Source organism: Caballeronia udeis (assembly GCF_044909315.1).
GTDB lineage: Bacteria > Pseudomonadota > Gammaproteobacteria > Burkholderiales > Burkholderiaceae > Caballeronia > Caballeronia udeis_A.
The window spans coordinates 32,217-58,320 of record NZ_JBIYEB010000029.1; the positions used below are offsets into that span (position 1 = coordinate 32,217).

At 59.3% G+C, this 26,104-nt stretch carries 27 protein-coding genes and 2 pseudogenes; 9 read left to right on the plus strand and 20 right to left on the minus strand.

From position 1 onward, the window contains the following. Nucleotides 1–80: 80 nt before the first annotated feature. Nucleotides 81–914, minus strand: coding sequence for an oxidoreductase (locus ABH944_RS34245; RefSeq protein ID WP_404612077.1), 834 nt, complete (start codon nt 912–914; stop codon nt 81–83). 165 nt (nt 915–1,079) lie between these two features. Between ABH944_RS34245 and ABH944_RS34250 the strand changes: the two genes are divergently transcribed. After that, a complete protein-coding gene (locus ABH944_RS34250; protein ID WP_404612133.1) occupies nt 1,080–1,991 on the plus strand; it encodes an AraC family transcriptional regulator in 912 nt (303 codons plus the stop codon). A 163-nt stretch (nt 1,992–2,154) separates the two neighbouring features. Here the strand turns inward: ABH944_RS34250 and ABH944_RS34255 are convergent. Further along, a pseudogene (locus ABH944_RS34255) lies at nt 2,155–2,232 on the minus strand (cysteine hydrolase); the annotation flags it as partial. A gap of 356 nt (nt 2,233–2,588) precedes the next feature. Between ABH944_RS34255 and ABH944_RS34260 the strand changes: the two are divergent. Continuing rightward, complete coding sequence (locus ABH944_RS34260; RefSeq protein WP_404612075.1) at nt 2,589–3,029, plus strand: DinB family protein; 441 nt, start codon at nt 2,589–2,591, stop codon at nt 3,027–3,029. A gap of 40 nt (nt 3,030–3,069) precedes the next feature. On the opposite strand, the gene ABH944_RS34265 is transcribed toward ABH944_RS34260, so the two are convergent. Both ABH944_RS34265 and ABH944_RS34270 read right to left on the minus strand, forming a co-directional pair. Then, nucleotides 3,070–4,167, minus strand: coding sequence for an MBL fold metallo-hydrolase (locus ABH944_RS34265; RefSeq protein ID WP_404612073.1), 1,098 nt, complete (start codon nt 4,165–4,167; stop codon nt 3,070–3,072). A gap of 24 nt (nt 4,168–4,191) precedes the next feature. Next, nucleotides 4,192–4,635 carry a hypothetical protein gene (locus ABH944_RS34270; protein ID WP_404612071.1) on the minus strand — a complete coding sequence of 148 codons (444 nt, stop codon included), beginning with the start codon at nt 4,633–4,635 and terminating at the stop codon, nt 4,192–4,194. Nucleotides 4,636–4,727: 92 nt separating this feature from the next. Here ABH944_RS34270 and ABH944_RS34275 point away from each other — a divergent pair, with 92 nt between their 5' ends. Continuing rightward, nucleotides 4,728–5,069, plus strand: a complete 342-nt coding sequence (locus tag ABH944_RS34275) for a hypothetical protein (RefSeq protein ID WP_404612069.1) — start codon at nt 4,728–4,730, stop codon at nt 5,067–5,069. A gap of 148 nt (nt 5,070–5,217) precedes the next feature. Here ABH944_RS34275 and ABH944_RS34280 read toward each other — a convergent pair whose 3' ends face one another. The 11 genes and pseudogenes from ABH944_RS34280 to ABH944_RS34330 form a co-directional block, all read right to left on the minus strand. Next, on the minus strand, nt 5,218–5,532 hold the full coding sequence (locus ABH944_RS34280; RefSeq protein ID WP_404612131.1) for a DUF4148 domain-containing protein: 315 nt from the start codon (nt 5,530–5,532) through the stop codon (nt 5,218–5,220). A 251-nt stretch (nt 5,533–5,783) separates the two neighbouring features. Next, nucleotides 5,784–6,092 (minus strand): annotated as a pseudogene (locus tag ABH944_RS34285) (EAL domain-containing protein); the annotation flags it as partial. Between the two features lie 239 nt (nt 6,093–6,331). Then, on the minus strand, nt 6,332–6,718 hold the full coding sequence (locus tag ABH944_RS34290; RefSeq protein ID WP_404612067.1) for a BON domain-containing protein: 387 nt from the start codon (nt 6,716–6,718) through the stop codon (nt 6,332–6,334). A 30-nt stretch (nt 6,719–6,748) separates the two neighbouring features. Beyond that, complete coding sequence (locus tag ABH944_RS34295; protein ID WP_404612065.1) at nt 6,749–7,894, minus strand: porin; 1,146 nt, start codon at nt 7,892–7,894, stop codon at nt 6,749–6,751. A 93-nt stretch (nt 7,895–7,987) separates the two neighbouring features. Next, the gene (locus ABH944_RS34300) at nt 7,988–9,616 is read right to left on the minus strand and encodes a 3-(methylthio)propionyl-CoA ligase (protein ID WP_404612063.1); all 1,629 of its coding nucleotides are present in this window, start codon (nt 9,614–9,616) and stop codon (nt 7,988–7,990) included. Further along, nucleotides 9,558–9,980 carry a Rieske (2Fe-2S) protein gene (locus ABH944_RS34305; protein WP_404612061.1) on the minus strand — a complete coding sequence of 141 codons (423 nt, stop codon included), beginning with the start codon at nt 9,978–9,980 and terminating at the stop codon, nt 9,558–9,560. Before ABH944_RS34305 ends, ABH944_RS34300 begins: the two co-directional genes overlap by 59 nt. Further along, nucleotides 9,967–10,515 (minus strand): RBBP9/YdeN family alpha/beta hydrolase, encoded by a 549-nt coding sequence (locus ABH944_RS34310; RefSeq protein WP_404612059.1) that lies wholly within the window; start codon nt 10,513–10,515, stop codon nt 9,967–9,969. The genes ABH944_RS34305 and ABH944_RS34310 overlap by 14 nt, the downstream gene beginning before the upstream one ends. Beyond that, entirely contained in the window at nt 10,512–11,360 is an 849-nt protein-coding gene (locus ABH944_RS34315) for a TauD/TfdA dioxygenase family protein (RefSeq protein ID WP_404612057.1), read from the minus strand. Before ABH944_RS34315 ends, ABH944_RS34310 begins: the two co-directional genes overlap by 4 nt. An 11-nt stretch (nt 11,361–11,371) precedes the next feature. Beyond that, nucleotides 11,372–12,352, minus strand: a complete 981-nt coding sequence (locus tag ABH944_RS34320) for a quinone oxidoreductase family protein (RefSeq protein ID WP_404612055.1) — start codon at nt 12,350–12,352, stop codon at nt 11,372–11,374. 115 nt (nt 12,353–12,467) lie between these two features. Further along, entirely contained in the window at nt 12,468–13,787 is a 1,320-nt protein-coding gene (locus ABH944_RS34325) for an MFS transporter (protein ID WP_404612053.1), read from the minus strand. Nucleotides 13,788–13,816: 29 nt separating this feature from the next. After that, nucleotides 13,817–14,872, minus strand: a complete 1,056-nt coding sequence (locus tag ABH944_RS34330) for a beta-keto acid cleavage family enzyme (RefSeq protein WP_404612051.1) — start codon at nt 14,870–14,872, stop codon at nt 13,817–13,819. Nucleotides 14,873–15,070: 198 nt separating this feature from the next. Here ABH944_RS34330 and ABH944_RS34335 point away from each other — a divergent pair, with 198 nt between their 5' ends. The 3 genes from ABH944_RS34335 to ABH944_RS34345 all read left to right on the plus strand — a co-directional run bounded on the left by ABH944_RS34335 (nt 15,071) and on the right by ABH944_RS34345 (nt 17,146). Next, on the plus strand, nt 15,071–16,072 hold the full coding sequence (locus ABH944_RS34335; RefSeq protein WP_404612049.1) for an AraC family transcriptional regulator: 1,002 nt from the start codon (nt 15,071–15,073) through the stop codon (nt 16,070–16,072). Between the two features lie 294 nt (nt 16,073–16,366). Beyond that, nucleotides 16,367–16,699 (plus strand): cupin domain-containing protein, encoded by a 333-nt coding sequence (locus ABH944_RS34340; RefSeq protein WP_404612047.1) that lies wholly within the window; start codon nt 16,367–16,369, stop codon nt 16,697–16,699. 288 nt (nt 16,700–16,987) lie between these two features. Continuing rightward, nucleotides 16,988–17,146, plus strand: a complete 159-nt coding sequence (locus ABH944_RS34345) for a hypothetical protein (RefSeq protein ID WP_404612045.1) — start codon at nt 16,988–16,990, stop codon at nt 17,144–17,146. Nucleotides 17,147–17,421: 275 nt separating this feature from the next. Here ABH944_RS34345 and ABH944_RS34350 read toward each other — a convergent pair whose 3' ends face one another. Next, nucleotides 17,422–18,246: an SDR family oxidoreductase gene (locus ABH944_RS34350; protein WP_404612043.1), complete on the minus strand. Its 825-nt coding sequence runs from the start codon at nt 18,244–18,246 to the stop codon at nt 17,422–17,424. A gap of 115 nt (nt 18,247–18,361) precedes the next feature. Here ABH944_RS34350 and ABH944_RS34355 point away from each other — a divergent pair, with 115 nt between their 5' ends. Together ABH944_RS34355 and ABH944_RS34360 are read left to right on the plus strand one after the other, a co-directional pair. Further along, nucleotides 18,362–19,255, plus strand: a complete 894-nt coding sequence (locus ABH944_RS34355) for a LysR family transcriptional regulator (RefSeq protein ID WP_404612041.1) — start codon at nt 18,362–18,364, stop codon at nt 19,253–19,255. 220 nt (nt 19,256–19,475) lie between these two features. After that, nucleotides 19,476–20,357 carry a LysR family transcriptional regulator gene (locus ABH944_RS34360; RefSeq protein ID WP_404612039.1) on the plus strand — a complete coding sequence of 294 codons (882 nt, stop codon included), beginning with the start codon at nt 19,476–19,478 and terminating at the stop codon, nt 20,355–20,357. Nucleotides 20,358–20,410: 53 nt separating this feature from the next. On the opposite strand, the gene ABH944_RS34365 is transcribed toward ABH944_RS34360, so the two are convergent. The 4 genes from ABH944_RS34365 to ABH944_RS34380 form a co-directional block, all read right to left on the minus strand. Then, nucleotides 20,411–21,274 (minus strand): glycine betaine ABC transporter substrate-binding protein, encoded by an 864-nt coding sequence (locus ABH944_RS34365; protein WP_404612037.1) that lies wholly within the window; start codon nt 21,272–21,274, stop codon nt 20,411–20,413. A 116-nt stretch (nt 21,275–21,390) separates the two neighbouring features. Continuing rightward, nucleotides 21,391–23,025 carry a choline dehydrogenase gene (locus ABH944_RS34370; RefSeq protein ID WP_404612035.1) on the minus strand — a complete coding sequence of 545 codons (1,635 nt, stop codon included), beginning with the start codon at nt 23,023–23,025 and terminating at the stop codon, nt 21,391–21,393. Further along, a complete protein-coding gene (locus ABH944_RS34375) occupies nt 23,022–23,360 on the minus strand; it encodes a cupin domain-containing protein (RefSeq protein ID WP_404612033.1) in 339 nt (112 codons plus the stop codon). Before ABH944_RS34375 ends, ABH944_RS34370 begins: the two co-directional genes overlap by 4 nt. 54 nt (nt 23,361–23,414) lie before the next feature. Beyond that, a complete protein-coding gene (locus tag ABH944_RS34380; RefSeq protein WP_404612031.1) occupies nt 23,415–24,596 on the minus strand; it encodes a M24 family metallopeptidase in 1,182 nt (393 codons plus the stop codon). 25 nt (nt 24,597–24,621) lie between these two features. Here ABH944_RS34380 and ABH944_RS34385 point away from each other — a divergent pair, with 25 nt between their 5' ends. Continuing rightward, nucleotides 24,622–26,040: an MFS transporter gene (locus tag ABH944_RS34385; protein ID WP_404612029.1), complete on the plus strand. Its 1,419-nt coding sequence runs from the start codon at nt 24,622–24,624 to the stop codon at nt 26,038–26,040. The last annotated feature ends 64 nt before the right edge of the window (nt 26,041–26,104 follow it).

The following is a 26,104-nucleotide window of genomic DNA, read 5'->3' on the forward strand; positions in this document are numbered from 1 at the left end:
GCACAACGCCTTAACCATAAGTTGCGAGTCAGAGTCTTCGCGGCCTGGAAAGGAGAGGCGCTCTTCGGATCTCCTCTGATTCATCCGTCCGTCGACCTCGTGACGGTTTCCCACGCGTCAAATTCTGCACTGAGTAACGAAAGCTTTTCGCGGACCAAACCGAGCGCATCACTTCCCAGCAGAAGATGCGACGGCGGCTCATCGCTTTCGATAACGGACAGCATTGCACGTGCAGCTTTCACAGGATCCCCGAGTTGCCGACCGCTTTTCTCTTCCCGTCCCTTTCTAATCGGGTCGAACAGCGGATCGTAGTCCGGGATCGAGCGCGGCGTCCGAACCATCGAACGGCCGGCCCAGTCAGTGCGAAAAGATCCAGGCGCCACCGCGGTCACGCGGATGCCGAACGGCTTGACTTCTTTGCCGATGACCTCGGAAATCCCCTCCAGTGCGAATTTACTGCCGCAGTAGTAGGCGATTCCCGGCATGGTGATAAAGCCACCCATCGACGTGATGTTGAGAATATGTCCCCGTCTCCGCTCGCGCATATATGGCAACACACTTTTCATGACGGCAACGGCACCGAACACATTGACGTCGAATTGCCGACGCATTTCATCAAGCGGTGACTCTTCCATGACGCCTTCATGACCGTAGCCGGCGTTGTTCACCAGCACGTCCAGTGGCCCGACGTCTGCCTCAATTCCGGCCACGACATGTTCGACAGACTCAAAGTCAGTAACGTCAAGTACGCGACCGAATGCGCTGGCGGAGCTAAGCGCTTCGAACGTCTGTTTTGCCTGCTCGCTTCGTACGGTGCCGACGACCCGGTACCCTGCAGCAAGCGCTTCTTCTGCCAGTGCGCGTCCGAAGCCGCTACTGACGCCAGTGATCAGCATGGTTTTGGTTGATGACATGGGAACACTCCTGGGTTGGTTCGAAGAGTTGCATGTTATTCTGAATAATTGCTGAAAATCAGACCTGACTCTCTGTCTTTATTGCCTATTTCTATGAGTAAAGTGGACTATGCCGAGGGCAATGAGCAAGCTGTTTCCTCTGCCGGCACACGCGAAAGGCACCGGATGGTTGCCTTGCTTACTGCGTTGGCCCCACAAGAAGGCTACAACCTGACTGCGTTGCGCGATGTGCGTATTCTGCGCTCGGATCGGGCGTTGTCTCGCACGCCGGTGCTATACGATCCCGGCATCGTGATCGTCTGCCAGGGGACAAAGCGCGGATTTTTTGGTGACCGGATTTACGTGTATGACGAGCAGCACTATCTGGCTGTGGCGGTGCCGGTACCCTTCACAATGGAAACCGACGCGACGCCCGAGTGTCCGCTGCTGGCGATCTATATGCACCTGGATTTTCAAGTGGCGGCAGAGCTCATGATTCAGATAGATCATCATGGTTTGCCAACGTCAGATGACGTGCCGCAGACGATGATGTCAAGTCCAATGGATGCGGCCATGCAAGCGTCCGTACTGCGCTTTCTGGAGGCAATGAACCGGCCACTTGACGCCGCAATCCTCGGCCCGGGGCTGGTACGCGAATTGTATTTCCGTGTTCTGACCGGCGCACAAGGCCACACAATGCGCGCGGCTTTAGCGATGCAAGGGCAATTCGGCAAGATTGGGAAAGCGCTTGAGCGTATCCACGCGACCTATGCGGAGCCTCTGGACCTTCCGCTATTGGCAAGCCAGGCCGGAATGAGCGTGCCGACGTTCCACAGTCACTTCAAGGCCATCACGAGTACTTCGCCGATGCAGTATGTGAAATCCACTCGATTGCATCAGGCTCGCTTGCTGATGGTGCGCCAGGGTATTACCGCCGAGGCGGCATGTCATGCTGTTGGCTATGCCAGTCCCTCTCAATTCAACCGGGAATTCAAGCGACTCTTTGGCCTGACGCCTGCCGCGGAGACGAAACGCCTCCGCGACAGCTTTGCGCTGCCTCCGGCCTTTCCAGAGTCCAGGTTCGTCTCGTCACATTAAGGGGCAAGTGACTTCGACTCACAGGCGCCATGCTCAATGGGGGTTTCGTTTCGCTTGTTAGCCGCCCTGGAAGCCTACCGTGGATTGACCGCTCTGCTTTGCTCTATGAGCGTCCGTGTTCTCTATCTCTGAGGATCCCGTAGTATTTCTCCAGAGCGAACGTCTAGGCGAGCAGCAGCACCGTCGTGCGCGAATCGAATGCGATCGGGAACAGATGTTCATGTACCACCTGATCCGGGTCGCCGTTAGCCGAGAATGCCGCCCGCCCTCGATTTCCCGGAATGCGAGTCGCCGCTTCGATCATGGCATCCGCCGTCACCCGCGAACGCCGCTGCCGTGGTGCTTTGCGCCTGGTTTTCGGCTGTGGAGAAACACGAGTATGCAAAATTGACGCTCCACTTCAGAATGCGAATATGAACTCGCATTCCAGGGGCTGCCGACGGGAACACATCGCACACCGGTTATCCTTGGAGCCTGTTATAGCAAGGCCAACCACCGTAGTCATATGGGGATCGAGCAAACGAAATGAGTGCAAAGACGCTTTTAAGTTCTCTGTTTCGATATAAGGCTTGAGCCGATGAAGGATTGATTGCGGGGTTGAGGGAACTTGCCGACGACTCACCTAACGCCGAACGCAACACGGCGATTTGCATTCTCGCCCACGCCCACATCGTCGATAAAATCTTCGCCTCAAATCTTCAACCTATGTGGCACGAGTACGTAACTACAGGCACGGACAATGTTCCGCATCTGGAAGAACTAATCCAGTCAATCAGGGACACTGATCAATGGTACATCGCGTATGTTGAGAGTTTGAGCGAGACCGACCTCACCGAAGTTATTGAGTTTTCCTTTACAGACGGAACGCCTGGGCGAATGTCTCGCGAGGAAATGCTCGGGCACGTAATCGCCCACAGTGGATACCACCGTGGTGAAGTGGGTCGAATCATGACTCAACTAACCGGATCAACACCGCGCGACACCTTTACCGGCTATCTGCACGAAGTCGAGCCTGCGCGTCGTGAGCGGATGCGATGATTTGCGCCTTTTTTGCCGCTGCTCAACGGGTGTGCTTTGCTTAGCCCGCTCCCGGAATGTCCGCTTTTACCGTATCGAGAAACGCTCGCAGTTCGCGCTGCATCGTCGGCGCATCCAGAATGATGCTTCCGCCATGCCCGGCGAACACGCCACTGAAGCTCTCATGAACGAGTCGCTCAAGGGAGCGAAGTTGGGTGGGCCAGTCGTACCAGCAGACGTCTCGAAAGGCACGCAGAGCGTGCCTTTCGAAATCCCAACACAGTGAGTCTCCAGAGAAAAGGGCCTCGTTGACGAGGAACATGACGCTTCCCCGTGTGTGTCCCGCCATCGGAATGACCCGAACACCCGGCAACATCTCATGCGCCAGATCACCCGTGATTACGTCAGTGGCGAACGGGGCGCCATCGGCGTCGTCTGCATGGATCCAGACGCGGGCGCCAAAGCGCTTCGCATAGATGCCCGCGTCCGCGACATCGTCGCGGTGGGTCAGCAAGATATGATCCAATCCTCCGGCTTCCGCGATCCAGCGCTCGAGGTGGCTGGACCAGCGCGAGCCGTCGATCATCAGACGCAGGCCGCCTGCAAGCGTGATGTAGCTGTGAGCGCCATACGAAGAGCGGGCGTTATACCCGAGCCTCCACACGCCGGGAGCCAGGGCTTGCGGGAAAAGGCCTGCCGGCATCTTCAAACCTTTTGGCGGCCGAACGGCAGCCACCGGACAGACGAGGACGCCTCGCCACGCATCTTCTGTTTCTTGTTCACTGGCAGGCTGGTGAGCAAACGCCGAAGCGCCGTTTCGCTCGATGAACAGATTCGGAGCAGCCGTTCGAACCGCGCCGCAATTGAAGCAAGCTGCGCTTACGTGCCAATGATCGTCGACATCACTTTTGTCCTCTGCCATAGCGCGCTCCCGGTTGATATTGGGTAGACGGTTCAAAGATAGCATCTTTGCGCGATTTAGGACTGAGGTGCCTTTAGTTTGCCCTCGCGACGACACGCGTTCTGGATTCGCTCCACCAGCAGCGCGGCTTGCTAACGCCAGCGTTTTGGGCTGCTTCTTGTCGATGTGAGCCGATCGCCATCCGCCGCTGTTCGGCCACAAGCGCTCGTTCGACATCGGTGCATGAATCGTGGACAATCCATACCTCCACGGTTCCCGTTCTCAGCCTGCGTAACCGCCGTGCCCTGCTTTTACGTCCTCGCAAATCACATCCAAAAACTCGTCGTAAAACATGCATCGATAGTGACTACAATTTCCAAGGTGACGTGCGTTGAAGCGCTGAAGCCAAGATGACTTACCGAGGTCCACCGCCGCAAACCGTGCGCCGCCTTCCCAAGGGTTAAATTCCGGCGTGTACGATTCAACCTCCTCGGGTGTGAACATGAACACCTGTGGCTTCACGAAAAGCAAGTGACGCAAGTTCTCTGGCGTATAAGGCTCGTCGGCAAGAAAGTAGTCAGCAGCAACGATGACTTTGCCGCTGCCGCTGTAATGAACCTTCATCAGCGTTGGACCACGGCCATCATGATAAAAGTGATCCAGCAATACCGGGCGCATGGGAGGTTGTGGCGTGGACGGTCTACGAAAGCGGTCGAGTAAGCCCATAGTTGAGATCTGGATTGTCGTTAGCGAAGTGGGGCGGAACGGGGCCACTGATATTTCGAAAATGAGCGTGATGCTCGAACTGCGACCAATGTATGAAACGTCTTTTACTGATCCCTTGTAGCTTGCCTTTCCTGCTCCTCGTTTTCGCGGGCCCAAGCCGGGCGGACAGTGTCGTCGAGGGCCCTCAGGTTACGATTGTCGTCGGTTACGGCAACCGCGACTTGACGGCGCTGCATCAGCTTGAGGACGAACTTGATGCCGCAGCCAAGGCGGCAAACGTCGGTGAACTCGACGGAGACGAGGTAACGTCAGACGGTAGCCAAGCGTCAATTTACATGACTGCACGGCATGCCGATCTGCTGATGAAGACAATACGCCCGGTCCTGAAGGCGCATGAATTCTCGCGCGATGCCCACATTATTCCTGGCGGCTAAGCGAACACAGTTATTGCCACAGGCATGTCCTCTTATCAGTACGCCGGATGACGGATCAGGGTCGATTATTACCGAGCGGCGAATATGTCCGAGGAGCCCATGTTACTGCCCGCCCGAGGCGCGGGCACTGACGCCGTGGGGGCAGTATTTACTCGGCCGGGCTTTCTTGCGGACACTCGGTCTCGTACCAGATATCGACCTGACGCTGCGCGGCCTCAAGATCAGCTGGATAGTAAGGATCATCATTAAACGATCCAGGATGGTAGCCCGCTTTTTCCAAGGCCGCCACTTCGCTCATATTGCGCTCGCGGGTAACCGGTGCCTTGTGCTTGATCTCGGTTAAGTCGCGGCATTCCATGGCGCTAAGGTGAGTCCCTGTGCCTGCCCGCATGTCCCCCATGGAACATGCAGTGAGCAGCACTAACGCGGGAAGCATCGGCCAAGCCTTGTTTGCGTTCTTCATTTTGCGTTTCCCCTTCAATGAAGCAATGCTTAACAAGCATAGCTCATTCCCACCCCTTGACTTCGCCAGCTTACGATTAAAGGCGGTCTGCAACCGGCCCGGAAACGGCCGTTCGTCCGCGCCATTGCGTTGACATTTGAACGTCGGCTTCATCGCTGACAGCGGCCCTTCGTCGGACGATGCCATTCGGCGGGTCGTCGGCCAGTTGCGGTTTGTATGCGCATTGGCACGCGCGGCGTCGCATTGTCTCATCCTCTCTGCACCAGATATTCGACCCGGACATCGCGCTCGATACCCTCCGCCACGATTTCCACCCCCAGTTCGCGCGCCATCTAGATGATATGAGGCGCGACGACGCTGGATGCTGCGTCTTGTGCAATGGTGTCGATAAATGACTTGTCGATTTTCAGGACATCGATCGTAAAGGTTTGCAGATACGACAGGCTGGAATACCCGGTCCCGAAATCATCGATATAGACAGGGTGACCGGCATCCCTGAATGCCGCTATTGTTTGCCGCGTTGCGTCGGCATCCATGAAGCTCCGCTCCGTTGACTTGATCATCTCGCAAGTCCCGTCGTGATTGACCGTAAGGGGCTTCGCGCCGCCAGTGCGGCATGCTCGGGGTCGAACGCGTGGAATGACGATGCCAGTATGAAGAATGGTATCTGGAGCTATTTTTTCAATGCGTTTGATTTGTGCGCCCTATATCCGCTCCCCGGCCAAAGCGAACAACCGATCTCGCAAGGAGGCAGTGGCTGCGTGAGGCCGCCGAATCGGCCGTCGCCACTGGTGGCAGATTACATGCCGCCAAATGGCTTCTTCACCGTCAGCTTGTTGGTCACCGACGTCACGCCGGAAACGCCCCTGGCGATCGTCTCGGCCTTACCGATCTGGGCCACTTCCGTGACCGTGCCATTCAGTGTCACTGCACCGTCTTTCGCGATGACACTGATGTCTCCGGCGCTGATTTCCTTGTCCTTCCCGATGGCGGCATAAACCCTGCGGCGCAACGCACGGTCCGCTTTCCTGCCTGCGGGAGCCATAGCGCCCGATGCCGCAATCCCGGACGCACCTTGCGCACCGGCGGATGCACTGACTGCTTCACCGGGTTGGGACCACGCGGTTGTAGATGCTGCAACGAACCATGCGGCCGCCGCCAGCGCGAGTGCCTTGTTTGTTTTCATGGATTACTCCGGTTCATGAAGGTGACGGAATCAGAAGCTATGGCGAATGCCGACCATGGCCGCAGTGGTGGAGACACCCGGCGCAACCGGTGCTCCATAGATGATCGTCTGGTTCATCGTCCCTTTATTGTTGACATACCCGACTTGCGCGTATGCCCTGGTCCTCGGGGACAGGTTGTATTCCGCTCCTACCGCGAATTCGCTCGAGTGATTCGCGGAATTGTTCCGGTCCTTCAGGTAGTAGTAGCCGGACGTGATCTTGAAGGCCGGATTGAACTGGTAGCTAAGGCCGCCCGATGCCATTTCGAAGTCGACGCTATTGCTCTTCGCCGGGTTCTTACCAATCGCGTACGAGGCGGATACCGAAAAGCCGCTGATGGTATACATCGCACCGAAATAGTAGAAGCGGTTATTGTCCGAGCCTGTCGCCGGCGCAGCCGGAGCCGCGGGATAAGTCAGCGGATACGGGTTGGTGTCATGCCCGTTGTAGTACACCGCGGACAGATTCAGACCGTAGTTCGAATACTTCAGCACGGCCGACTCGCGCGTGCCGCCCTGGAACTGTCCCGCGACCCCGCCCGGTGCGTACTCGAGCGCAAGCGTCGTGCCATAGAATTTCGGCGAACTGTAGACCAGCGCGTTGCTGTCATACAGGGCGCCGATTGGAGCGTTCGTGCTGGTGCCGGGCCAGCCGGCCGCCTGATTGACGCCTAGCCACGCAGTCAAAATGCTGCCGAAATACTGTGCGCCGCGTACGTCGGTTTCCGCCATCGCGTAGATCATCGGGACGATCTGCCGGCCGGCGTCGAACGTGCCAAACGGCCCGGTCGCGCCGACCGTCGCATATTGGTTGAAGATCGCGGTCGTGCCCGGCGTGTCGGACAGCCCGAACTTGCCGTTCGTGGTGTTGAACGTGCCTTGCAGCTTGAACGTGATCTTGTAGCCGGCGCCTATGTCTTCGCTTCCCTTCAGGCCCCAGTAGCTGGAATAGATACCGCCGTCCTTGAGTTCATAAACATGCCCCGTGTTAGGTGCGTGCGGCTGGAACGTTGCGGCCGACGTGCTCTGATAAAGGAATCCACTGTCGAGTACGCCATAAAGCGTAACCGACGATTGCGCATGGGCCGTTGCTGAAAAAACTATCAGCACTGCCAATCTATATGATTTAAGTTTCATTACGTCTCCTCCAGGTATGGGGCGCCCCGGGTGGACCCGGTGGCTTATGATTTTGTTGCTCGAATGAAACTGTGTTGCTGCCGTGCCGGTGTCTCAGGCCGACAGGTAGTAATCGCCGAACTGATCCCGTAGCTGATTCTTGAGCACCTTGCCCGTTGCACCGAGCGGAACCGAGTCGACGAACACCACGGCCTCCGGCTTCCACCACTTCGCAACCCGACCGTCAAAGAACGTCAGCAGTTCATCTGCGGCGAGCCCGCTGCCGGGCTTCTTCACAATTAGCAGCAGCGGTCGCTCGTCCCACTTCGGGTGCCGCGCGGCAATGCAAACCGCCGTCGTGACTTCGGGGTGCAGATACGCGACGTTTTCGATGTCGGTCGAACTGATCCATTCGCCGCCGGACTTGATGACGTCCTTGATGCGATCCGTAATCTGCATGAAGCCGTCCGGATCGATCTTTGCCACGTCGCCGGTCGCGAACCAGCCGTCGCGCAGCGGCGATCTGCCGTCGTGACCGAAGTACGCCTGCGTGACCCAATGACCGCGTACAAGGAGGTCGCCGGTTGCCGTTCCGTCCCATGGCAAATCGTTGCCTTCCAGGTCGACGATTTTCATGTCGACGCCAAACACCGGGCGCCCCTGCTTTGCCTGAAGCGCGTAGCGCTCTTCCGCGGGCAGAGACATCTGATGCGCCTTGAAACTGCAGACGGTGCCGACCGGGCTCAATTCCGTCATGCCCCATGCATGCAGGACATCAACGTGATAGCGCTCCTGGAACACCTTCGTCATAGCGGTCGGACAGGGGGCTCCGCCGATAATCGTGCGTTTCATCGATGAAAACGAACCCATGATCGCCTCGACATGCGCAAGCAGTCCCTGCCAGACGGTCGGCACGCCGGCCGACAGCGTGACCTGTTCGTCCTCGATCAGATCATGGAGCGACTTGCCATCGAGTGCGAGCCCCGGAAACACCAGCTTCGCACCCACCATGCAGGCGATGTACGGCAGTCCCCATGCGTTCACATGGAACATCGGCACGACCGGAAGGATCACATCGCGCGCCGAACAGTTCAGTGAATCCGGCAGCGCTGCCGCGTAGGTGTGCAGCAGGGTCGAGCGGTGGCTGTATAACACCCCCTTCGGATTGCCGGTCGTCCCGGACGTGTAGCACAGCGATGACGCGCTGTTTTCGTCCAGCAGCGGCCAGTCGAAAGCGTCGCTGTGACCATCGACGAGATCTTCGTAGCACAGCAGCATCGTGGACAAGCCATGGTCTTTCGGCATGTGCGCACGGTCGGTCATTGCCACGAAAACCTTCGGGCTCTTGACCCGCGGCGCCACGCTTTCGATCAGCGGGAGAAACGTCAAGTCGAAGAACACGACACGATCTTCCGCATGCTCGATGATGTATGCGAGCTGATCGACATGCAGACGGGGGTTGAGCGTGTGCAACACGGACCCGGCCCCAGACACGGCGAAGTACAGCTCCATGTGGCGGTAGCCGTTCCACGCCAGCGTCCCGACCCGCTCGCCCGGCTGGATGCCGAGTCCTGCGAGAACATTGGCCATGCGGCGCGCGCGTTGCGCAAAATCCCGGTACGTGTACCGGTGAATGTCGCCTTCGACCCGTCGTGACACGATTTCCTGTTCGCCGTGGTGGCGTTCAGCGTGCATGAGCAGTGACGCAACGAGTAGCGGTTGCTGCATCATCAAACCTTGCATTTTTGTTCCCCTGAATGACTGCATGTTCCCGCGCGGGACTGGCAGACGGATTCTCAAGACTCACGACCAGCTTTCCGTCGATGACCCGGACCGGGAAAGTCGTGAGGCTCAACCCGCCTGCGCCTGACATGCAACCGGTGCGCACGTCGAAGCGCAGACCGTGTGCCGGGCAGCTCAGCACGCATCCCTCCAACCGACCGCTTGCTAGCGAGGCCCCGTTGTGGGGACACGCGTTATCGATTGCGTGGATCGTGCCGTCGATGTTGAACAGGACAATGCTGCGGCCATCGACGAAAGCCAGTTTGCGTTGGCCTGGCGGGAGTTCATTGACCGCGCCAACCGGTATCTGATCAGACGAGTTCATGGATCAGCGTCTCCGCCATCGGCCATTCACCAAACCCTGCGGCAGGGTTCAGGTGACCTACTTCGCCAAGGTCGACGAGCCGGCCGCCCCAGTCTTTCGCCATCTCCGCGACACGCTCGAATTGCGCGAGCGGATCATTGCGGCTAGCACCAACGATGCTCGGGAACGGCAGCGGCTTTCGTGGAGTCGGCTGCCAACCGTTCTGAGCGAGCGCATCGAAGGCCGGATATCCTGGCGGCAGCGGCGTCTCGAGGTCGGCCGGAGCGGCGAGCAAGGCGCCGTGAATCTTGCGGCAGTGCTGCTGGGCCCAATGCACCGTGATCATCACGCCCGCGCTATGCGCAACCAGGATCACCGGGCCGGCGATTTTCGCGAGGGCAGCATCGAGCGCTGCAACGCGTGCCGCGCAACTGAGTTTGTGGTGCTCGAGCGGCAGCACCGAGACCGTCTTGGGCAGTCTCCGCTCCAGCAGCGTTTGCCAATGCTCCGCGACGTAATCGCGCAAGCCCGGGACCATCAGGATGGTGGGTGTCATATCGGCTTGTCACCCATAATTCCTGCGCGTTCCATCTTGCGGTGACACGGCGGGTAGTCCATCACTGCGTAGTGCTGCGTGCTGCGGTTATCCCAGATCGCGATGCTGTTGGGCTTCCAGCGCCAGCGGACCTGGTACTCGGGGATGTACGCCTGGCTGACGAGATAGCGCAGCAACTCACCCGCACCCGGATTGGCGTCCTGCCCGAATCGCACGCGCGCCGGCGTGTGGTAATTAGTGAAATGGGTAGTGAAGGCGTTGACGAACAACACCTTCTCACCGGTCTCCGGGTGCGTGCGCACGACGGGATGCTCCGCGTCCGGGAATTGTGCCTTGAGAGCGAGGCGTTTTTCGATCGGCATCGCGGCACCGAAACTCGCCTCGATACTGTGACGGGCTCGCAGCTCCGCAATCTGGGTCTTGATGTGCTCTGGCAGGTTCTCGTAGGCGAGGGCCATGTTTGCCCACATCGTGTCACCGCCGACTGGCGGACACTCTACGCAGCGCAGGACAGCGCCGAACTGCGGCGCCTCGCGCCAGGTGGCATCCGCGTGCCACGCGTTTTCATATCGGTCGGCGGGCTGATCCGGGTTCTTGTAGATACGCACCAGGCCCGGATGCTCCGGGTCGCTGCCGGCGACAGGATGATCCTCCAGTTCGCCGAAACGGCGCGCAAACGCAACATGCTCGGCGCGTGAGATGTCCTGGTCGCGCAGGAACAGCACCCTATGTTTGAGCAGCGCCGCACGGATCTCGGCAAACAGGCCGTCATCGTCGATGGCATCGGCAAGATTCACGCCGACCAGTTCGGCGCCAATGGCGCACGTCAATTGTTCGACTCGCATGGCGTTCTCCTTCAGATGACGAAGACCGACGAGCCGGTCGTCTTACGCGATTCAAGGTCGCGGTGGGCCTGCGCCGCGTCCTCCAGCGCGTAACGCTGGTTGAGTTCGATCTTGATGCGGCCCGCGGCGACATGCCCGAAGAGTTCGCCGGCGAGTTCGTTCTTCTCGGCGGGGTCGGCGATATAGTCCGCCAGTGCGGGACGCGTCAGATAGAGCGAGCCCTTCATCGCCAGAATCTGCGGATTGAATGGTGGGATCGGCCCGGACGCCGTGCCGACGCAGACCATCAGGCCACGGCGCCTGAGCGAATCGAGCGACGCCTCGAAGGTGTCCCGGCCGACGCTGTCGAACACGACGTCCACGCCAACGCCATTGGTCAGTTCGCGCACGCGCTTCGCGACGTCTTCCCGGTTGTAGTAGACGATGTGATCGCAGCCATGCGCACGGGCCACCTCGCCCTTGGCCTCATTGGAAACCGTGCCGATCACGGTGAGACCCAGCAGCTTCGCCCATTGCGACACAATCAGGCCGACACCGCCGGCGGCAGCATGCAGCAGGATGGTGTCACCCGCCTTGAAGTCGTGGATGCGGCCCATCAGGTACGACGAGGTCAGGCCTCGCATCGTCATGCCGGCCGCCGTTTCGCAGGAGATCGTATCCGGCAGCTTGATGAGCGGCGCCGCCGGGACGAGGCGTTCTGTGCTGTAGGCGCCGAGTGTGTTGAGAAAGCCGGTGTAGGTCACGCGATCGCCGGGCGTGACGTTGGTCACGTCGGAGCCGATTGCCTCGACCACACCTGCCGCCTCGACACCCATGCCTGCAGGCATGGGCACGGGATAGAGGCCGCTGCGGAAGTAGGTGTCGGCGAAATTCAGGCCTACCGCCTCATGGCGCAAGCGAACCTGTCCGGGGCCGGGGTCGCCCACTTCAACGTTTTCATATCGCAAGACTTCGGGACCGCCGGTTTCATGGAAGCGCACTGCTTTCGCCATGTCGAATCTCCTGTTATTTACTCGAGCTGCAGATTTATATGGGTTCGGTGACGGTGCTGTCCGTCCCGCTCTCAGGTTCACTCGCCACGCCTAAAGCTTGTCGGGGGCCGTTGGGTCAGCGTCCGGCCTGTTCACGCAGGGCACTCATGCGATCGAGGTCGACGCCATAGTTACGCTTGCCGATGAAGAAGGCGACTGCAGCGACCAGGGGTGCAAACGGCACGAATTGCAACGCGCCGAGCAGCCCGATCCGGTCGGCCACGATGCCCGTCAGGACGGCGGCGGGTGCCAGCCCCAGCAGGTTGTTCGCCAGCGTCAGGGTGGCAAACGCCGACGCATGGATCGACGGCGGGGTGAGGTTCGCCACCATCGCCCCAGAGGGGCCGGTCGCGCCTGCGCAGAAGAACATGCCGGCGCCGATCACGACAAGCTGTGCCGGCCCCGCCGGCATGCGGAAACCGATCGTGAGCAGCACGAAGCAGATCAGGCAGAAGGCGACGGCCGTGCTCCACTTTCTTTCCCGTTGATGCTTGCTGAGCCGGTCGGTCAGGTTTCCGCACACCACCATGCCGGCAGCGGTGACCAGCACAAACACGGCCGCACTCATTGCCGCCTTGCCGGTGGGCATGCCGTAGTAGCGGTTCAGGAAGCTGGGCATCCACGCCCATACAGCTGCCGGTACCAGCAGATGGATACCGCTGCCGACGTAGGCGCACACGACTGACTTCGTCGAAAAGAGCCCTTTCATCAGCGCGCGAAAGCTCATGCATACGCCGTGGCCCCGCGTTTGCCTGCTCACACTGGCGGGCTGTAGCCGCGCCAGGTGTTTTTCGGTGACGGCAAACCGGTAGAGAACCAGTAACACGATGCCCAGGGCTGCCATTGCGCCGAACGCCGCGCGCCAGCCAAGGTGAGCCGCGACCGTACCCCCGAGCGCCATGCCGAGCACTGAACCGAACGCCCCTCCGGCCATGAACGCGGCGGTGAGCGTTGCGCGCAGCCGTGCCGGAAAGATGCTGAGGACGACCGCGATGCCGACACTGCCATAGGCTGCTTCACCGACACCGACGAAGGCGCGTGCAAGCAGCATCTCGTTGTAGTTCGTCGAGAGCGCACAGCCGAGCGTCGCGAGACTCCACATCGCCGCCATCAGGACAATGCTCCTCACGCGTCCCCAGCGGTCGGCGAGAACCGACAGCGGAAAGGTGAGCACGCCGACCATCAGCGCGACCACACTGCTCAGCGACCCCAGCCGGGTGTCGGAAAGGTTCCAGGTGGCCTTGAGCATTGGAAACACCGCATTCAATACCTGCCGCGACATGTAGTCGGAGAGCAGCAATCCCACCGTCAGGGCGAATACCACCCACGCATACGCGCGCACGTCTTTTTGCGTCGTCGAAACATCGGCCGTCGTGGGCTCAGCATGCGTGAACATGAGTCGTCTCCTTCGTGTCCAGCTTGTTGTTACCCTGCGCGCAGCGGCAGGTTCTTCACACCGGCCTGGCGATTCGGCGCCATCCCGTTCGCCGCGAGCGTCTCGTCGACCGTCTTGTACTGCACGCCGATCTTGTAGATCTCTCGTGCTTCCTTGCCGCTCGCGATCTCACGGCCCAGTTCACGCGCCACGCGCACACATTGCTCGATCTGCTGCACCGAGCTCATGCGATTGCCCTGCTGGTCGATGATCGTGTCTTCGATGCCGCAGCGAGGATGCAGGCCCATGGCCATCGCCATCATGTTGAACGGCAGGACGTTCTTCAGCAGCGACTCGGCCGTGACCGTGCCGCCGTCTGGCGCACGGTGGACGAAGTTGAAGAAGTTGTGCGGGTTTGGACCGTCAAAGCCGCCGCCGATGCCGATCCACGTCAGGTTCAGCGGCCCCTTGTAGACGCCCTTGCGAACCAGGCGGTCGAGCGTTTCGAGCGCGTGGATACCGGTGAGCTGGAAGTGCGGCTGGATACCCGAGGCTTGCAGGCGGCGCAGGTGTTCCTCAACCCAGGCCGGACCCGCGGGCACCGTCATTTCGCTGTAGGCTGCCATGAGCGCAGGATTGGCCAGCGACGTGCCTTCCAGGTACTCCGGATAAAGCAACTCCATGATGTTCATCTGCGTGGTGTTGATCGCGACCGTCACCTGATCGGGCGCCGGATCGAGGTCGGCCAGCATGTGGCGGGTGTCGTCCGACAGCCACTTTGCGGCCTGGCCGTCGTCTTCCGGTGCGAACGAGATCGAGCCGCCTACCTGGATGATCATGTCCGGCACGGCTGCGCGCACACCCGCGATGAGTTCGTTGAATTTCGACAGGCGCTTCGAGCCCTTGCCATCCAATTCACGCACGTGCAGGTGCAGGACGGTCGCGCCGGCGTTGTAGCAGTCGACAGCCTTCTGGATCTGTTCCTCCATCGTCACCGGAATGTCTTCAGGAAAATCTTCGGGCATCCATTCCGGGCCGTACGGAGCGGTCGTGATGACAACCTTGTCCTGGTTCTCGGGGTGCAGCGAATCGTCGAGGAATTGCATCGTGTTCTCCAATCAGGGGGACGGTATTCCGACGCTCCCGGCACAGCTGGCCGCATGAACACTGGTCGAAATATGATGAACCGTTGAGACCGCACAATACGGCAATCCTGCATTACACTTTTGTGATTGCGCGCCATCCTTTTAGGATTTCATGCCACTAGGCGTTAACACCGGTATGCGCGCGCGGGAGGCATGACAATGGAATCGATGCTGCGCTCGGTAGCCATGAGCAGCTATTTCGATGTGACGCGACGGCTTGGTCTGAACCCGTTCGAGCTTGCACAGCAGGTCGGGGTCGATACCTCGGCGCTTGCGAATCCGGACGATCGCATTCCTGCAGCCGCCGCGTGCCGGCTGCTGGAACTGACGGCCGACAAGGCTTCATGCCCGACTTTTGCGCTGCAGATGGCCGAGACCCGGCAGAAGTTCGGTACCGGTGTGGTCAATGTCCTGCTCGCGCACAAGCGCACGCTGCGCGAGGTGTTGCTGGCCACAGCCGAATACCGGCATCTGCTGAACGAAGCCCTGGCTGTGTACGTCGAGGACGCGGGCGAGACGGTCACCATCCGCGAAGAACTGGTCGTCGAACCGGGTACCCCAACGAACCAGGCGATCGAACTCGCGGTCGGAGTTCTCTGGCGCCACTCCAGCGCTCTGCTTGGGGACCACTGGAAACCGCGGTCCGTCCATTTTGTTCATAAGGGACCGAAAGACCTGACGTTTCATCGACGGTTCTTCGGCTGTCCGTTGGAGTTCGGAAGCGATTTCAACGGCTTCGTGTGTGCGGCCGCCGATCTCGATTACCCGAATCCCTCCGCTGACCCGGAACTGGTGCGATATGCCGAGAGCCTCGCGGATTCACTCAACGTGACGGGTGTCGACTCGACCGCGCTCGAAGTGCGCAAGGCGATCTACTTGTTGTTGCCCCTCGAGCAGGCCACCGTCGAGTTGGTTGCCCGCCATTTACGTCTGAGCGTTCGCACCATGCAGCGCCAACTTGAACTGGCGCATACCAGCTTCTCGCGTCTGGTCGAGGAAGTCAGGGGCGAACTTGCCGTGCGCTATATGAGCAACCCGCGCTATCCCATCGGGCGGGTTTCCGCCCTGCTTGGCTATTCACAACAGGGCTCCTTCACCAACTGGTTCAGTTCACACTTCGGCGTGACCCCGCGCACCTGGCGCAACAACCATCTGAAATAGCGGCGCTGCGCATGGGGCCTTTGATGGTTTTACTCGCAAGCATGCTATCGAACCAATCAACGCTCGCAACAGAGAACTACACGGACGACGGTTTAGTCATCTCCGCTCGTCCGGTTGGTTGAAAGCGCGGTCGCTGCAATGGCTCATTTGCTTCCAACATCGGCCCGTCGTCTCTTTGCTGATTCTTGTGCGCTACAGTTGCAATGCGTATCCATCCGGCGATCAACGAGCTGTTCCCGACACTGCTCGAGGGTCCCCGCGCGAGTGAAGTGAACGTTGACGTGAGGTCGAGCCATGCAACTTCAATCGGGTAACCTTTTCAGCCTCGAAGCACAGCGCGGCAGCGAAGAGCGCATCGACATGCTCATCACGGGGCAGCGCCTGAACGTTGAGCGGATCGTGTCCATGGGACACACCAGTCCCGAAGGGTTCTGGTACGACGACTCGCGCGCCGAATGGGTTCTACTGCTATCGGGCGCGGCCGTGCTCGAGTTCGAAGAGGACTCGACGCTGCACGACATGCGTCCCGGCGACCACGTGCTGATCGAGCCGCATTGCCGGCATCGCGTTGCGTGGACGCATGCCAAAGAGCAAACCGTCTGGCTCGCGATCTACCACGAACGCTGAATCGAGCGCCGGTTCATACGCCGCATTTGACCATCGTAGAGAGTTCCGAAAGCCGAAGTGTTATCCAATACCGCAGTTAGTGAAAGCTGACGCTCCGATTTCGCTCGGCTTTCAAATCGCGTCGAAAAAGGCTTTTGCACAAGTTGCAGGCTATCAACACGCTGCCAACCATCCAGTAGCCGCTAGAATGCGCAGCACTTTGGCTTGAGAATGCAGGTGCCTCCTACAAGCCGTCGCGAAGATTCGCTTTGCTGCGCCGCGCATGAGACCGCCTTCGGAACCCAACGCGTGAAATTCATCCTGATTGTTTTGCTGCTTGCCGCAGCATGTGAAGTCGCGGCGGTGGTCGCATTCGATGCAATCGTCGTCGCGGATAACAACTGCGACTCGGGAGACGCCGCGGTTTGTCTGGAATCACTTTTCTATCTTGCGCCGGGGAGCCGATGAGCACGCTGAACGAAGGACCGATTGACGATGTAGCCGTGCACACCAGGCTCGTGACCCACATGAATAGACGCGGCCCAAGTCGCACCAATTCGATAACAAATAGCTTTCGCATAACTTGCTAAAACTTATTGCGCATTCTCGAAGAGTTGAGGCGACCTCTTAATCAGCGTAAGCACTGGAACAGTACCGTCGCGGATGACGTTGACGCGCGCCCACGTGTTCCCAAGGCCCTGAATGTTTGGTTGCTCCCCGCCAAATAGAACTATCCGCTTAGCTTACGTGTCGGCTGAAAACGCGATGTCCTTCTGTGCTTCGAGCTTCCTCAGGCGCTCAGCCAACGCAGCGCTGATCGAGTCGTAGGCACCGCCGCCAAGCGTCAGGCGTAACGGCGGATGTACCGAGTCCGCCGCGACGATCATTGCGGCGACCGTCTTGCCGGCATCGCCCCGGATTGCAAAGCTGTTGGACGCAATCGCCCGCCTGACGTCGCCCGCCGGGGTATTGTCGTACTCGGGCATCGGCACAGCGTGATCGAGACCGGCACCGAACTGCGTGCTGGTCGGCCCTGGCTCCACGATCACGAAGTCGATGCCGAATGGCGCCACCTCCTTCGCCACTGACTCCACAAAACCTTCGATACCCCATTTCGTAGCGTGATAGAGGCTGAAATTCGGGTAAGCGATCTGTCCGCCTTCGGACGAGACCTGGACGATCCGGCCGCCACCCTGGCGGCGCAGGTGAGGCAGCGCGGCACGGATGACCTGAATCGATCCGGTGAGATTGGTGGCGATCTGCCGGTCGATCTGGTGGTCAGTCACTTCCTCGGCCGCGCCGAATAACCCGTAGCCCGCATTGTTCACGACCACGTCGATACGGCCCATCGCGTCGAATGCGGCTGCGATATTCGCGTGCACCGCGCGGTTGTCAGTGACATCGAGTGTCAGCACATGCAACCGGTCGTCGTACTGTGTCTTCAGCGCATCGAGCGCCCCCTCGCGCCGCAGCGTTGCGACAACCCGATCGCCGCGTTGCAGCAGGCGCTCTGCGAGTAACCGGCCGAGGCCCGACGACGTGCCGGTGATAAGCCAGGTCTTCATCATGGTGTGTCTCTCCGTAGAGTGGATTAAATGGCATTGCCTGATTGCCAGTCTAGATGCCTGTCATTGGTCGGAGAAGCCTCTATAGTGCGTATGCCCCCGTGAAAATTCACCACCAATGACCAAGCCGACACTTGCCGATCTCACCGCGTTTTCCGCTGTCGCAGCGCATCGGAGTTTTCGCCGTGCCGCCGATGCACTCGGCGTTTCACGCTCCTCGCTAAGTCACGCCATGCTCGCATTGGAGCGTGAACTGGGCGTGCGCCTGCTCAATCGCACGACGCGCAGCGTAGCGCCGACAGAAGCCGGCGAAGCATTGCTCGCGCGGCTTGCGCCCGTGCTCCGCGATCTTGACGAAGCACTGGATGCCGTCGCCGATGCGCGCGGCAATCCAAGCGGTACGCTCAGGATCAATGGCAATGAAAGTGCGGCGCGGCTGTTGTTGAAAACGGTGGTGCCGCATTTTCTGAAGCGCTTCCCCGGCATGGCGCTCGATCTGGTCGCGGAGGGACGGCTCGTCGATATAGTCGAGCAAGGTTTCGATGCCGGAGTACGGCTTGGCGAGTCGATCCCGCGCGACATGGTAGCGGTGCGCATCGGCGATGATCTTCGCTTCGTAGTCGTTGCCGCACCTTCATATCTCGCGGGGCGAACACCGCTCATCACGCCCGACGACCTTCGTAGCCACGACTGCATTCGCCAACGGCTGCCGAGCGGCAAGCGCTACCGCTGGGAGTTCCGCAAGCACGGGCAGGAAATGGCCATGGATGTTCCCGGCGTACTCACGCTGGATCACAACGGACTGATGGTTGAGGCCGCGTCCGATGGTCTGGGACTCGCGTATGTACCGGAGTCCACGGCCCGCGACTGGCTGGACGACGGCCGGCTGGTTATGGTGCTGGAAGATTGGTGCCCGTTCATTCCGGGGCTCTGCCTGTACTATCCGGGGCATCGCCATGTGCCTGCTGGTCTGCGGGCGTTCATAGATGTGCTGAGGGAGGTAAATCACTGACGCATGTGAATGTCGAACTTAACCATGCCTGGTGTCGCCTCTCTACCTCTACAACAACGGTGATACATGACCGGGCAGTAGCCGCGAAACCGGGCGTCGGAATTGCAGACGGGAACATGCAAGACAAGACCGACTCGCGATTGCGTTCGGGAATTCAACAAACGACAATAACCCTGTTTTATCTCGTTCAAAATACGCCGCAATTGCCCTGGATCGAACCGTGCGCAGAGGAAAACTCGACCTGAATGTTCTGGAGACGTACTCGACGGTCTGCCTTTCCGGCAGCCTCAAAAGTGCGGCTGAACACCTTCATCTGACGCAGTCGGCAGTCAGCATGCAGATCAAGCGGCTCGAAGACGCTGTCCAGCAGCGGTTGCTGGAGCGGAACAATCAGAGCCTCCGCGTAACGCCGGCTGGGGAGCGAATGCTGATTCACGCGCGTGCTCTTCTCCGTCTTGAGAACACATTGGTCAATGCTTTCGCGAGCGACCCCATTGCTGGTGAGGTGAGAATAGGCGTGCCGGCGGACTATGCACCTACGCTCCTGTCTGCGGCGTTGCCGTACCTGCATGGCAATTTCCCGGCGGTAGTGCCATCAGTTGAATGTGACCTGAGCCGGAAGCTGCGCCGAAAGATCGAGAATGATGAGCTTGACCTCGCCATTCTGACCCAGGATGTAGACATCGACTCCGGGTTGCCTCTTTGGGAGGAGCGCCTCGTCTGGGCGGAACCCTTGCCGGTCGAGCCTATTGCCGGTGGCTATACTCCGATCGGACTACTGGACGTCGACTGTGTGCTGCGAGACATGACGCTGCGTCTCGCAGCTCAGCACGCTCCATTACATAGGATCGCCTTCCGTTCAGGAAATCTGGCGAGCATTGTCTCGGCCGTTGAGCACGGGTTCTGCGCCTCCCTGATACCCCAAAGCTCGCTAAGCCTGACAACCAACGTGGCGAACAGACTTAAGGCCACGCCGGTTAACGATCGCCTCCGGATCCGCCTCGCGGTCTCCGGTGGAGGAAAACCGGGAATGGAAGCAATTGCGGCGTTTCTGCAAACGCAACTGATTATTTCAGCCCGGCGCACCGAAGGAGGCCTATGACCGGAACGTTCAGGTGATCAGGCATACTGATCAATGCCGTGAATCTGCTGAAATTACTGGCTCGCTCCGACCCACGTGTTCACGCGCTCTCCGTGTGCGGCAATCCACGAAGCAGCCGCGTCATCGGGCTTAGCGCCGTTCTCCGTAGCGAGCATAATGCTATCGAGCTCGCCGGGCTTCCACTGGAACTTCTTCAGGAATGCAACCACCGAAGGCGCTTTCGAGTCGAGGCTCGGGTTGACTACGCTATCGTAATGATCTCCGTCGCCGAAAGCGCTCTTTGGATCCTGGAGGAACTTCAGCTTCCATTTCGCGAACATCCAATGCGGCACCCATCCCGTCACCACCACAGGCTTGTGTGCATTGATGGATCGAGAGAGTTCCGCGACCATTGCCGGTCCCGAGCTGGGAAGCAATTCGTAGTCGAGGTTGTAGACCTTGATCGCGTCCGCAGCCTTTTTCATGATGCCCGCACCCGCGTCGATTCCGACAATACGCCCAGAAAAGTCCGCCTTATGCGCCGACAGGTCGGCAATGCTGTCAATGGAAACATAGTCGGGTACGACCAGCCCTATCTTTGCTCCAAGACAGTTGGCGCCAAGGTCCTGGACCTGGTCCTTGTACCGTTCCCAGTAAGCGGCGTGTGAGTTGGGCAGTGCTGCCGCGAGAATGATATCGAGGTCACCTCGCGCGACGCCTCCCCACATGATGCCGGGTGCCGCGGGGATAAGCTTGACGGGATATCCGAGGCGCTTCTCGATGACTTGCGCCGCCACCGTCGCGGAGGCGACGCTGTCATCCCAGCCTTGCACGTAGCCAAGTTTCAGCGTCGGCTTCGAGTCCGCCATCGAGTTCCCCACGACGAGAGAGGTGAGCGCAAATGCACCGGCTAGAACAAGCTTCTTGAGATGCTTCATTTAATTCTCCTTTTCCCTGGATATGTGAAGTGGTAGTTACGGTTGGTGCGCAACATTGTGGTGGCCTCGCCTCGATCGTTTGACCCGTCGTCGCCCGGAGCCGATCGCAGTGAATCTCACGAGTGGAATTCCAGAGCAACCGGGCTGAGCAGTTTCTTTCCGAGTACCAGGTCGCTGGCGCGTTCAGCCAGCATGATCGTCGCAGCGTTGATATTGGCGCTTGGCACGGACGGCATGACCGACGCGTCAATGACTCGAAGTCCGTCCACCCCCAACACCTTGAGATCAGCGTCCACGACCGCCATGGGATCACGTCCCGATCCCATGCGGCACGTGCCACATGGGTGGTAGGCGCTGGCGGCATCTTCGCGGATGAACTCATCAAGGCGTTCGACGTCAGTTATGTCGACTCCTGGCATGTCTTCGCGAAAGTGATACCGTCGGAACGCCGGCTGGCGGGAAAACAGAAGCCCCAAACGTACTGCCTCTCGCATGACACGCCAATCTTCTTCAGCAGCAAGATAATTCGGGTCGATCAAGAGAAGATCGTCGGCCCTGCCACTTCTGAGGCGTACCTGCCCCCGACTCGCCGGACGCATCGGGCCAACGCCGATGCGATACCCGTTTGTATGCCTGGTCGGTGTCCAGTCCTTGTTGAAGAACACGGGGAAAAAGTGGAACTGGATGTCTGGATGCAGAATGTCTGGCGCGCTTTTCAGAAACGCACCGACGTGACATTGATTCACCGCCGCGACGCCCGTTTTGCAACCGAACCACTGGACTCCGGCGACCAGCATTCTGTGCAACTGAAGCTCCCGGTTCAACGATACCGGCTCACGAGTCTCGATCTGGATGTGACACTCAAGATGGTCCTGAAGGTTTGACCCGACGCCGCGAAGATTCACGCGTGATTCGACTCCATGTTCGCCGAGGTGCTCGGCGGGTCCGATTCCCGACAGCATCAGCAGTTGCGGAGAACCAAAAACGCCCGCACAAAGCAAGGTTTCCTTAACCGCCACAACGTTCACGAGCTCATCATGCCGCTGCACGTTGAAGCCAGTGGCTCTACGCCCGGCGAAGTTGATTCTGCACAAGGTACTGTCGGTCCAGACAGTCAGCCGGCCGTCATCGGGCCGGCTATGCAGGTACCCATATGAGGCGCTATTTCGAATACCTCTATCAACGCTCATTTCGAAACGCGACACGCCTTCCTGCTGATATCCGTTGACGTCTTCGGTCAGCGGATAGCCTGCCTCCTGTCCGGCATCCAGGAAGGCCTGGTTCAGAGGGCTCAGGCGTTCCTGGCGCTGCGCGCGAATGAATCCCTCCGCACCGCGGTACTCGCTTTCGACCTCGCTTCGCTCGATCTTGCGGAAATACGGAAGACAGTTTTCCCATCCCCAGCCTGTCGCACCTTCCTTTACCCATCGCTCGTAATCCAGTGGGTGGCCCCGTAGCCATGTCATGCCGTTGATTGACGAAGACCCCCCCAGTACGCGCCCGCGGGGCTGCGTTATCCGCCGGTCATTCAGGTGACGTTGCGGCTCGGTCTGGAACCAGTAGTTATATTTCGAGGTCGGCCGAAAAATCGATCGCAGTCCGGCGGGCATCCGAATGATCCAGGAGTTATCGTGCGGACCCGCTTCGATGAGCAGGACCGTGTGGCCCGCGTCAGCCAGTCTGCGAGCCAATACGCAGCCGGCCGAGCCTGCGCCGCCGATAACATAGTCAAATATCAGGGCCTGGCTCATGCGCTCACCCCTGACGCACCGTTGCCACTCGTGGGTATGTCAGCGTGATAGCAGTATCTGGTTTCGATCTCGGCGTCGATCTTCCACGTTGCCTCGGCACCCCTGGCTATTGACGCGAAATCGCCCGCTTCGATATCAACAACGGTGCCATCCGGGAAGCTTAGGCATGCCCTTCCCCTCACAACGTAAAACGAAGCGCCAGGGAAATACTGATGCACATATCGGTCTTCGTTGCACACCCACGTTGACCAGTTGATCGTTTTCCTTTCAATATCTTTAGTAGCGCGAATCTTATAGATCGGCGTAGCACTGAAAAAATACTTCTTGTCGGACATGACCTGAGACCGGGATCGAGAAAAAGGGGGAATCGTTGATTGACCGCGTATCTATCAGAGATAGTCGAGCTCAAACGGACAATCAGAAAGAGCGACGGGGCCAGTCGATGTAATCACCGCAGGTTGTTCGAGCTTGACACCCTCTCGACCTCCGACCGCGCCAATGTAGCTTTCAACGCAAACGGTCATGCCCTCCGTGAATTCGCCGGGGTACTGCCACGCGGGTGCATCCTGCCGGAAATAGACGAGCGGGTATTCCACGCCAAAGCCGATTCCGTGAACCATCTCCGCGTACCGGTTGGGCACGTAGATATCCGGCATCTGCCACGATGCCTGGATGTACTCGTCAAAAGTCAAGCCTGGGCGCAGCAACGATAGATTGTGTTGCAGCTGCTCGTAAGCGAGCGCGTAGGTGGTTCGCTGCTCGGGCGTCGGGCGGCAATCCCCGACAACGAACGAGCGGGTTTGGTCAGTGAAGATACCGTTTGGGCCCACCAGATCGCTGTCAAACACCAGCATTTCTCCCGCCTCGATGATCTTGGCAGAGGCCTCCATGAACCATGGATTGGTGTGATGGCCAGACGCGAGACATCGTGTCTCCTGATATTCACCACCCTGTTCGATGTTGTACTGATTCAGCAGGGAGAGAAGCGTGTTTTCTGACACCCCGGGTCTGGCATGCTGACGCATGAAGGCAATTGCATCGGTGCAAACTTGCATCGAGTCACGAATGATCTCGATCTCCCCGGTCGATTTGACAGATCTTGCAAGTTCGAGCGGACCTTTGGCGTCGACTACACGCACGCCTAGTCGATCAAGCGCTCGCAATGGCAGGAGATCGGCCCGGTCCAGACCGAGCGTGGCATCCTGTCCGCAGACTTCCCGCAGGAGGTCAGCTATCTCGGATGCCCATAGCGTTGCATGTTCCGCGGCCCGGCTTCCGGAACCAAAGTAATCCCATGATTTCGCGGGTCTCGTTTCGCTGATCAATTTGTTGCCGTCGGAAAGGTGGATCGCACCACCGTAATCGAATAGAACAACAGGGCCCGCGACCGGCACGAACGCGTAGCGGACCATATGGTGGGAGGTCCACACCTGCATGTTGCGACAGCCAGTCGCGTATCGGAGGTTCAACGGGTCGAATAGAACGGCCGCGCCGACGCCGGCTTCCGCGAGCATCGAGCGCGTTCGTTCGAGCCGATAAGCGCTCACCTTGTCATGACCGACCGCCTCCATTTCCGTCCTCACTCAAGCGTCACTGGTGAGCCTGAAGATACCCAGTCGAATTTCAGTCGGCAAACGAAAGTATCTGATACGGTACTTCAAATTTTTTGAATCACGCGCCGAGAACATTGCGTTAATCTCCAGCGTGCGCGCCCGGCGGACCGTCGCTGCCGAACAAGTTCAGGAACATAACCAGGGGGTTCGTTCCACGATGTCTGACCAAAGCGGTAGTCAACCCGTCGCGATGTCTGACCGAACCGGTAGTCAATCCGCATTGCGTCAAGTTGCAGCTTCGAGGCTTTTTCTCGGCGCAACCATTGCGATGTTTCTGTCGGGTCTCGGCGCGTCAGCGGCTGCACCACAGATCGTTCTGTTCCTCGTGAAGGAACTCGGCGCCTCGCTGCCGCTGGCGGGATTCTATTACTTGACCAGCCTTGCAGCGCCCGTCGCGGGATATTTCGTCGGCCGCTATTCCGATCGCACAGGAAATCGCCTCGGCCTTTTTCGCCTGTGTGCTGCGGCAGGCTTTGTGGGCTGGGCGGGGCTGGCCCTCTCTACGTCGGTCTGGATGCCCTTCATCATCGCCGTCGCCTTGCTGGCCGTTTCCGGTGCTGCCACCTCGCAAATTTTTGCGACTGTCCACGATGAGCTCAGCAACAAGCCCGACGACGCAAATGAAAGTGTCGTTGCCGTCATCCGTATGGCGCTTACTGGTGGATGGATCGTTGGGCCGGTCCTGGGAGCGTGGGTGGCGGCTGCCTACGGCCTGCGCCCCATGCTTTGGATGACCGCCATCTGCATGCTTCTGCAGATCGCACCTCTCGGAACGCTGAACCCAACCGTCAAGCTCAAGCCGGAGTCGGCGAGTGAGCCCGCGCGTCACGCCAGCCTGCGTGCCATGCTTCCACTGCTGATGTTCACAGGACTCTTCGTCCTGGTCTACGCAGGGGAGCCGGTGAAGTACGGATTCCTGCTGATCTACATGGAAGAACACCTCAAGCTAAGCCCGGCCGTGCGTGGAGCGGTTATCGGCATACAGCCATTCATCGAGCTACTGATCATGCCCTTCAGCATCGGCCTGGGCCGCAAGCTTGGCAACGTGTGGTTGATGTGTATTGCGGCCGCCATCGGGGTGTTTGCCAATCTTTGCTTTGCGCTCTGGTCATCCGCAGCGGGCATGTTCGCCGGACAGATCCTCATGGGTGGTGTGTGGGGCATATTCATGGTTCTGGGCATCATCGTTGCTCAACGCCTGCTTCCCAACGCGGTAGGAACAGCGTCGGCAATCTTCATGAGCTCGACGGCTCTCGCCTCGGCGTTAGGAGGTGTCGCGGGCGGTTTCGGGGTCTCATTCCTGGGCCTTCCCAATGTCTTCCTGCTGCCGGCGCTCTTCGCGGGTATGGCAGTGGTTGGACTGGCATTGATGGCACGCACCGAAAGCTTCAAGGCGTATTAGCACGACGCCCGCCCCACCCGGCCGGCTATACAGCGCCGAAACGCGGGAGACTGGATCAATGGCG

Bases quoted from the DNA above. Each gene is read 5' to 3' on its own strand.
- ABH944_RS34245 (WP_404612077.1), bottom strand. From the start codon at position 914: ATGTCATCAACCAAAACCATGCTGATCACTGGCGTCAGTAGCGGCTTC.
- ABH944_RS34250 (WP_404612133.1), top strand. From the start codon at position 1,080: ATGGTTGCCTTGCTTACTGCGTTGGCCCCACAAGAAGGCTACAACCTG.
- ABH944_RS34270 (WP_404612071.1), bottom strand. From the start codon at position 4,635: ATGGGCTTACTCGACCGCTTTCGTAGACCGTCCACGCCACAACCTCCC.
- ABH944_RS34275 (WP_404612069.1), top strand. From the start codon at position 4,728: ATGAAACGTCTTTTACTGATCCCTTGTAGCTTGCCTTTCCTGCTCCTC.
- ABH944_RS34280 (WP_404612131.1), bottom strand. From the start codon at position 5,532: ATGAAGAACGCAAACAAGGCTTGGCCGATGCTTCCCGCGTTAGTGCTG.
- ABH944_RS34290 (WP_404612067.1), bottom strand. From the start codon at position 6,718: ATGAAAACAAACAAGGCACTCGCGCTGGCGGCGGCCGCATGGTTCGTT.
- ABH944_RS34295 (WP_404612065.1), bottom strand. From the start codon at position 7,894: ATGAAACTTAAATCATATAGATTGGCAGTGCTGATAGTTTTTTCAGCA.
- ABH944_RS34300 (WP_404612063.1), bottom strand. From the start codon at position 9,616: ATGCAAGGTTTGATGATGCAGCAACCGCTACTCGTTGCGTCACTGCTC.
- ABH944_RS34305 (WP_404612061.1), bottom strand. From the start codon at position 9,980: ATGAACTCGTCTGATCAGATACCGGTTGGCGCGGTCAATGAACTCCCG.
- ABH944_RS34310 (WP_404612059.1), bottom strand. From the start codon at position 10,515: ATGACACCCACCATCCTGATGGTCCCGGGCTTGCGCGATTACGTCGCG.
- ABH944_RS34315 (WP_404612057.1), bottom strand. From the start codon at position 11,360: ATGCGAGTCGAACAATTGACGTGCGCCATTGGCGCCGAACTGGTCGGC.
- ABH944_RS34320 (WP_404612055.1), bottom strand. From the start codon at position 12,352: ATGGCGAAAGCAGTGCGCTTCCATGAAACCGGCGGTCCCGAAGTCTTG.
- ABH944_RS34325 (WP_404612053.1), bottom strand. From the start codon at position 13,787: ATGTTCACGCATGCTGAGCCCACGACGGCCGATGTTTCGACGACGCAA.
- ABH944_RS34330 (WP_404612051.1), bottom strand. From the start codon at position 14,872: ATGCAATTCCTCGACGATTCGCTGCACCCCGAGAACCAGGACAAGGTT.
- ABH944_RS34335 (WP_404612049.1), top strand. From the start codon at position 15,071: ATGGAATCGATGCTGCGCTCGGTAGCCATGAGCAGCTATTTCGATGTG.
- ABH944_RS34340 (WP_404612047.1), top strand. From the start codon at position 16,367: ATGCAACTTCAATCGGGTAACCTTTTCAGCCTCGAAGCACAGCGCGGC.
- ABH944_RS34350 (WP_404612043.1), bottom strand. From the start codon at position 18,246: ATGATGAAGACCTGGCTTATCACCGGCACGTCGTCGGGCCTCGGCCGG.
- ABH944_RS34355 (WP_404612041.1), top strand. From the start codon at position 18,362: ATGACCAAGCCGACACTTGCCGATCTCACCGCGTTTTCCGCTGTCGCA.
- ABH944_RS34365 (WP_404612037.1), bottom strand. From the start codon at position 21,274: ATGAAGCATCTCAAGAAGCTTGTTCTAGCCGGTGCATTTGCGCTCACC.
- ABH944_RS34370 (WP_404612035.1), bottom strand. From the start codon at position 23,025: ATGAGCCAGGCCCTGATATTTGACTATGTTATCGGCGGCGCAGGCTCG.
- ABH944_RS34375 (WP_404612033.1), bottom strand. From the start codon at position 23,360: ATGTCCGACAAGAAGTATTTTTTCAGTGCTACGCCGATCTATAAGATT.
- ABH944_RS34380 (WP_404612031.1), bottom strand. From the start codon at position 24,596: ATGGAGGCGGTCGGTCATGACAAGGTGAGCGCTTATCGGCTCGAACGA.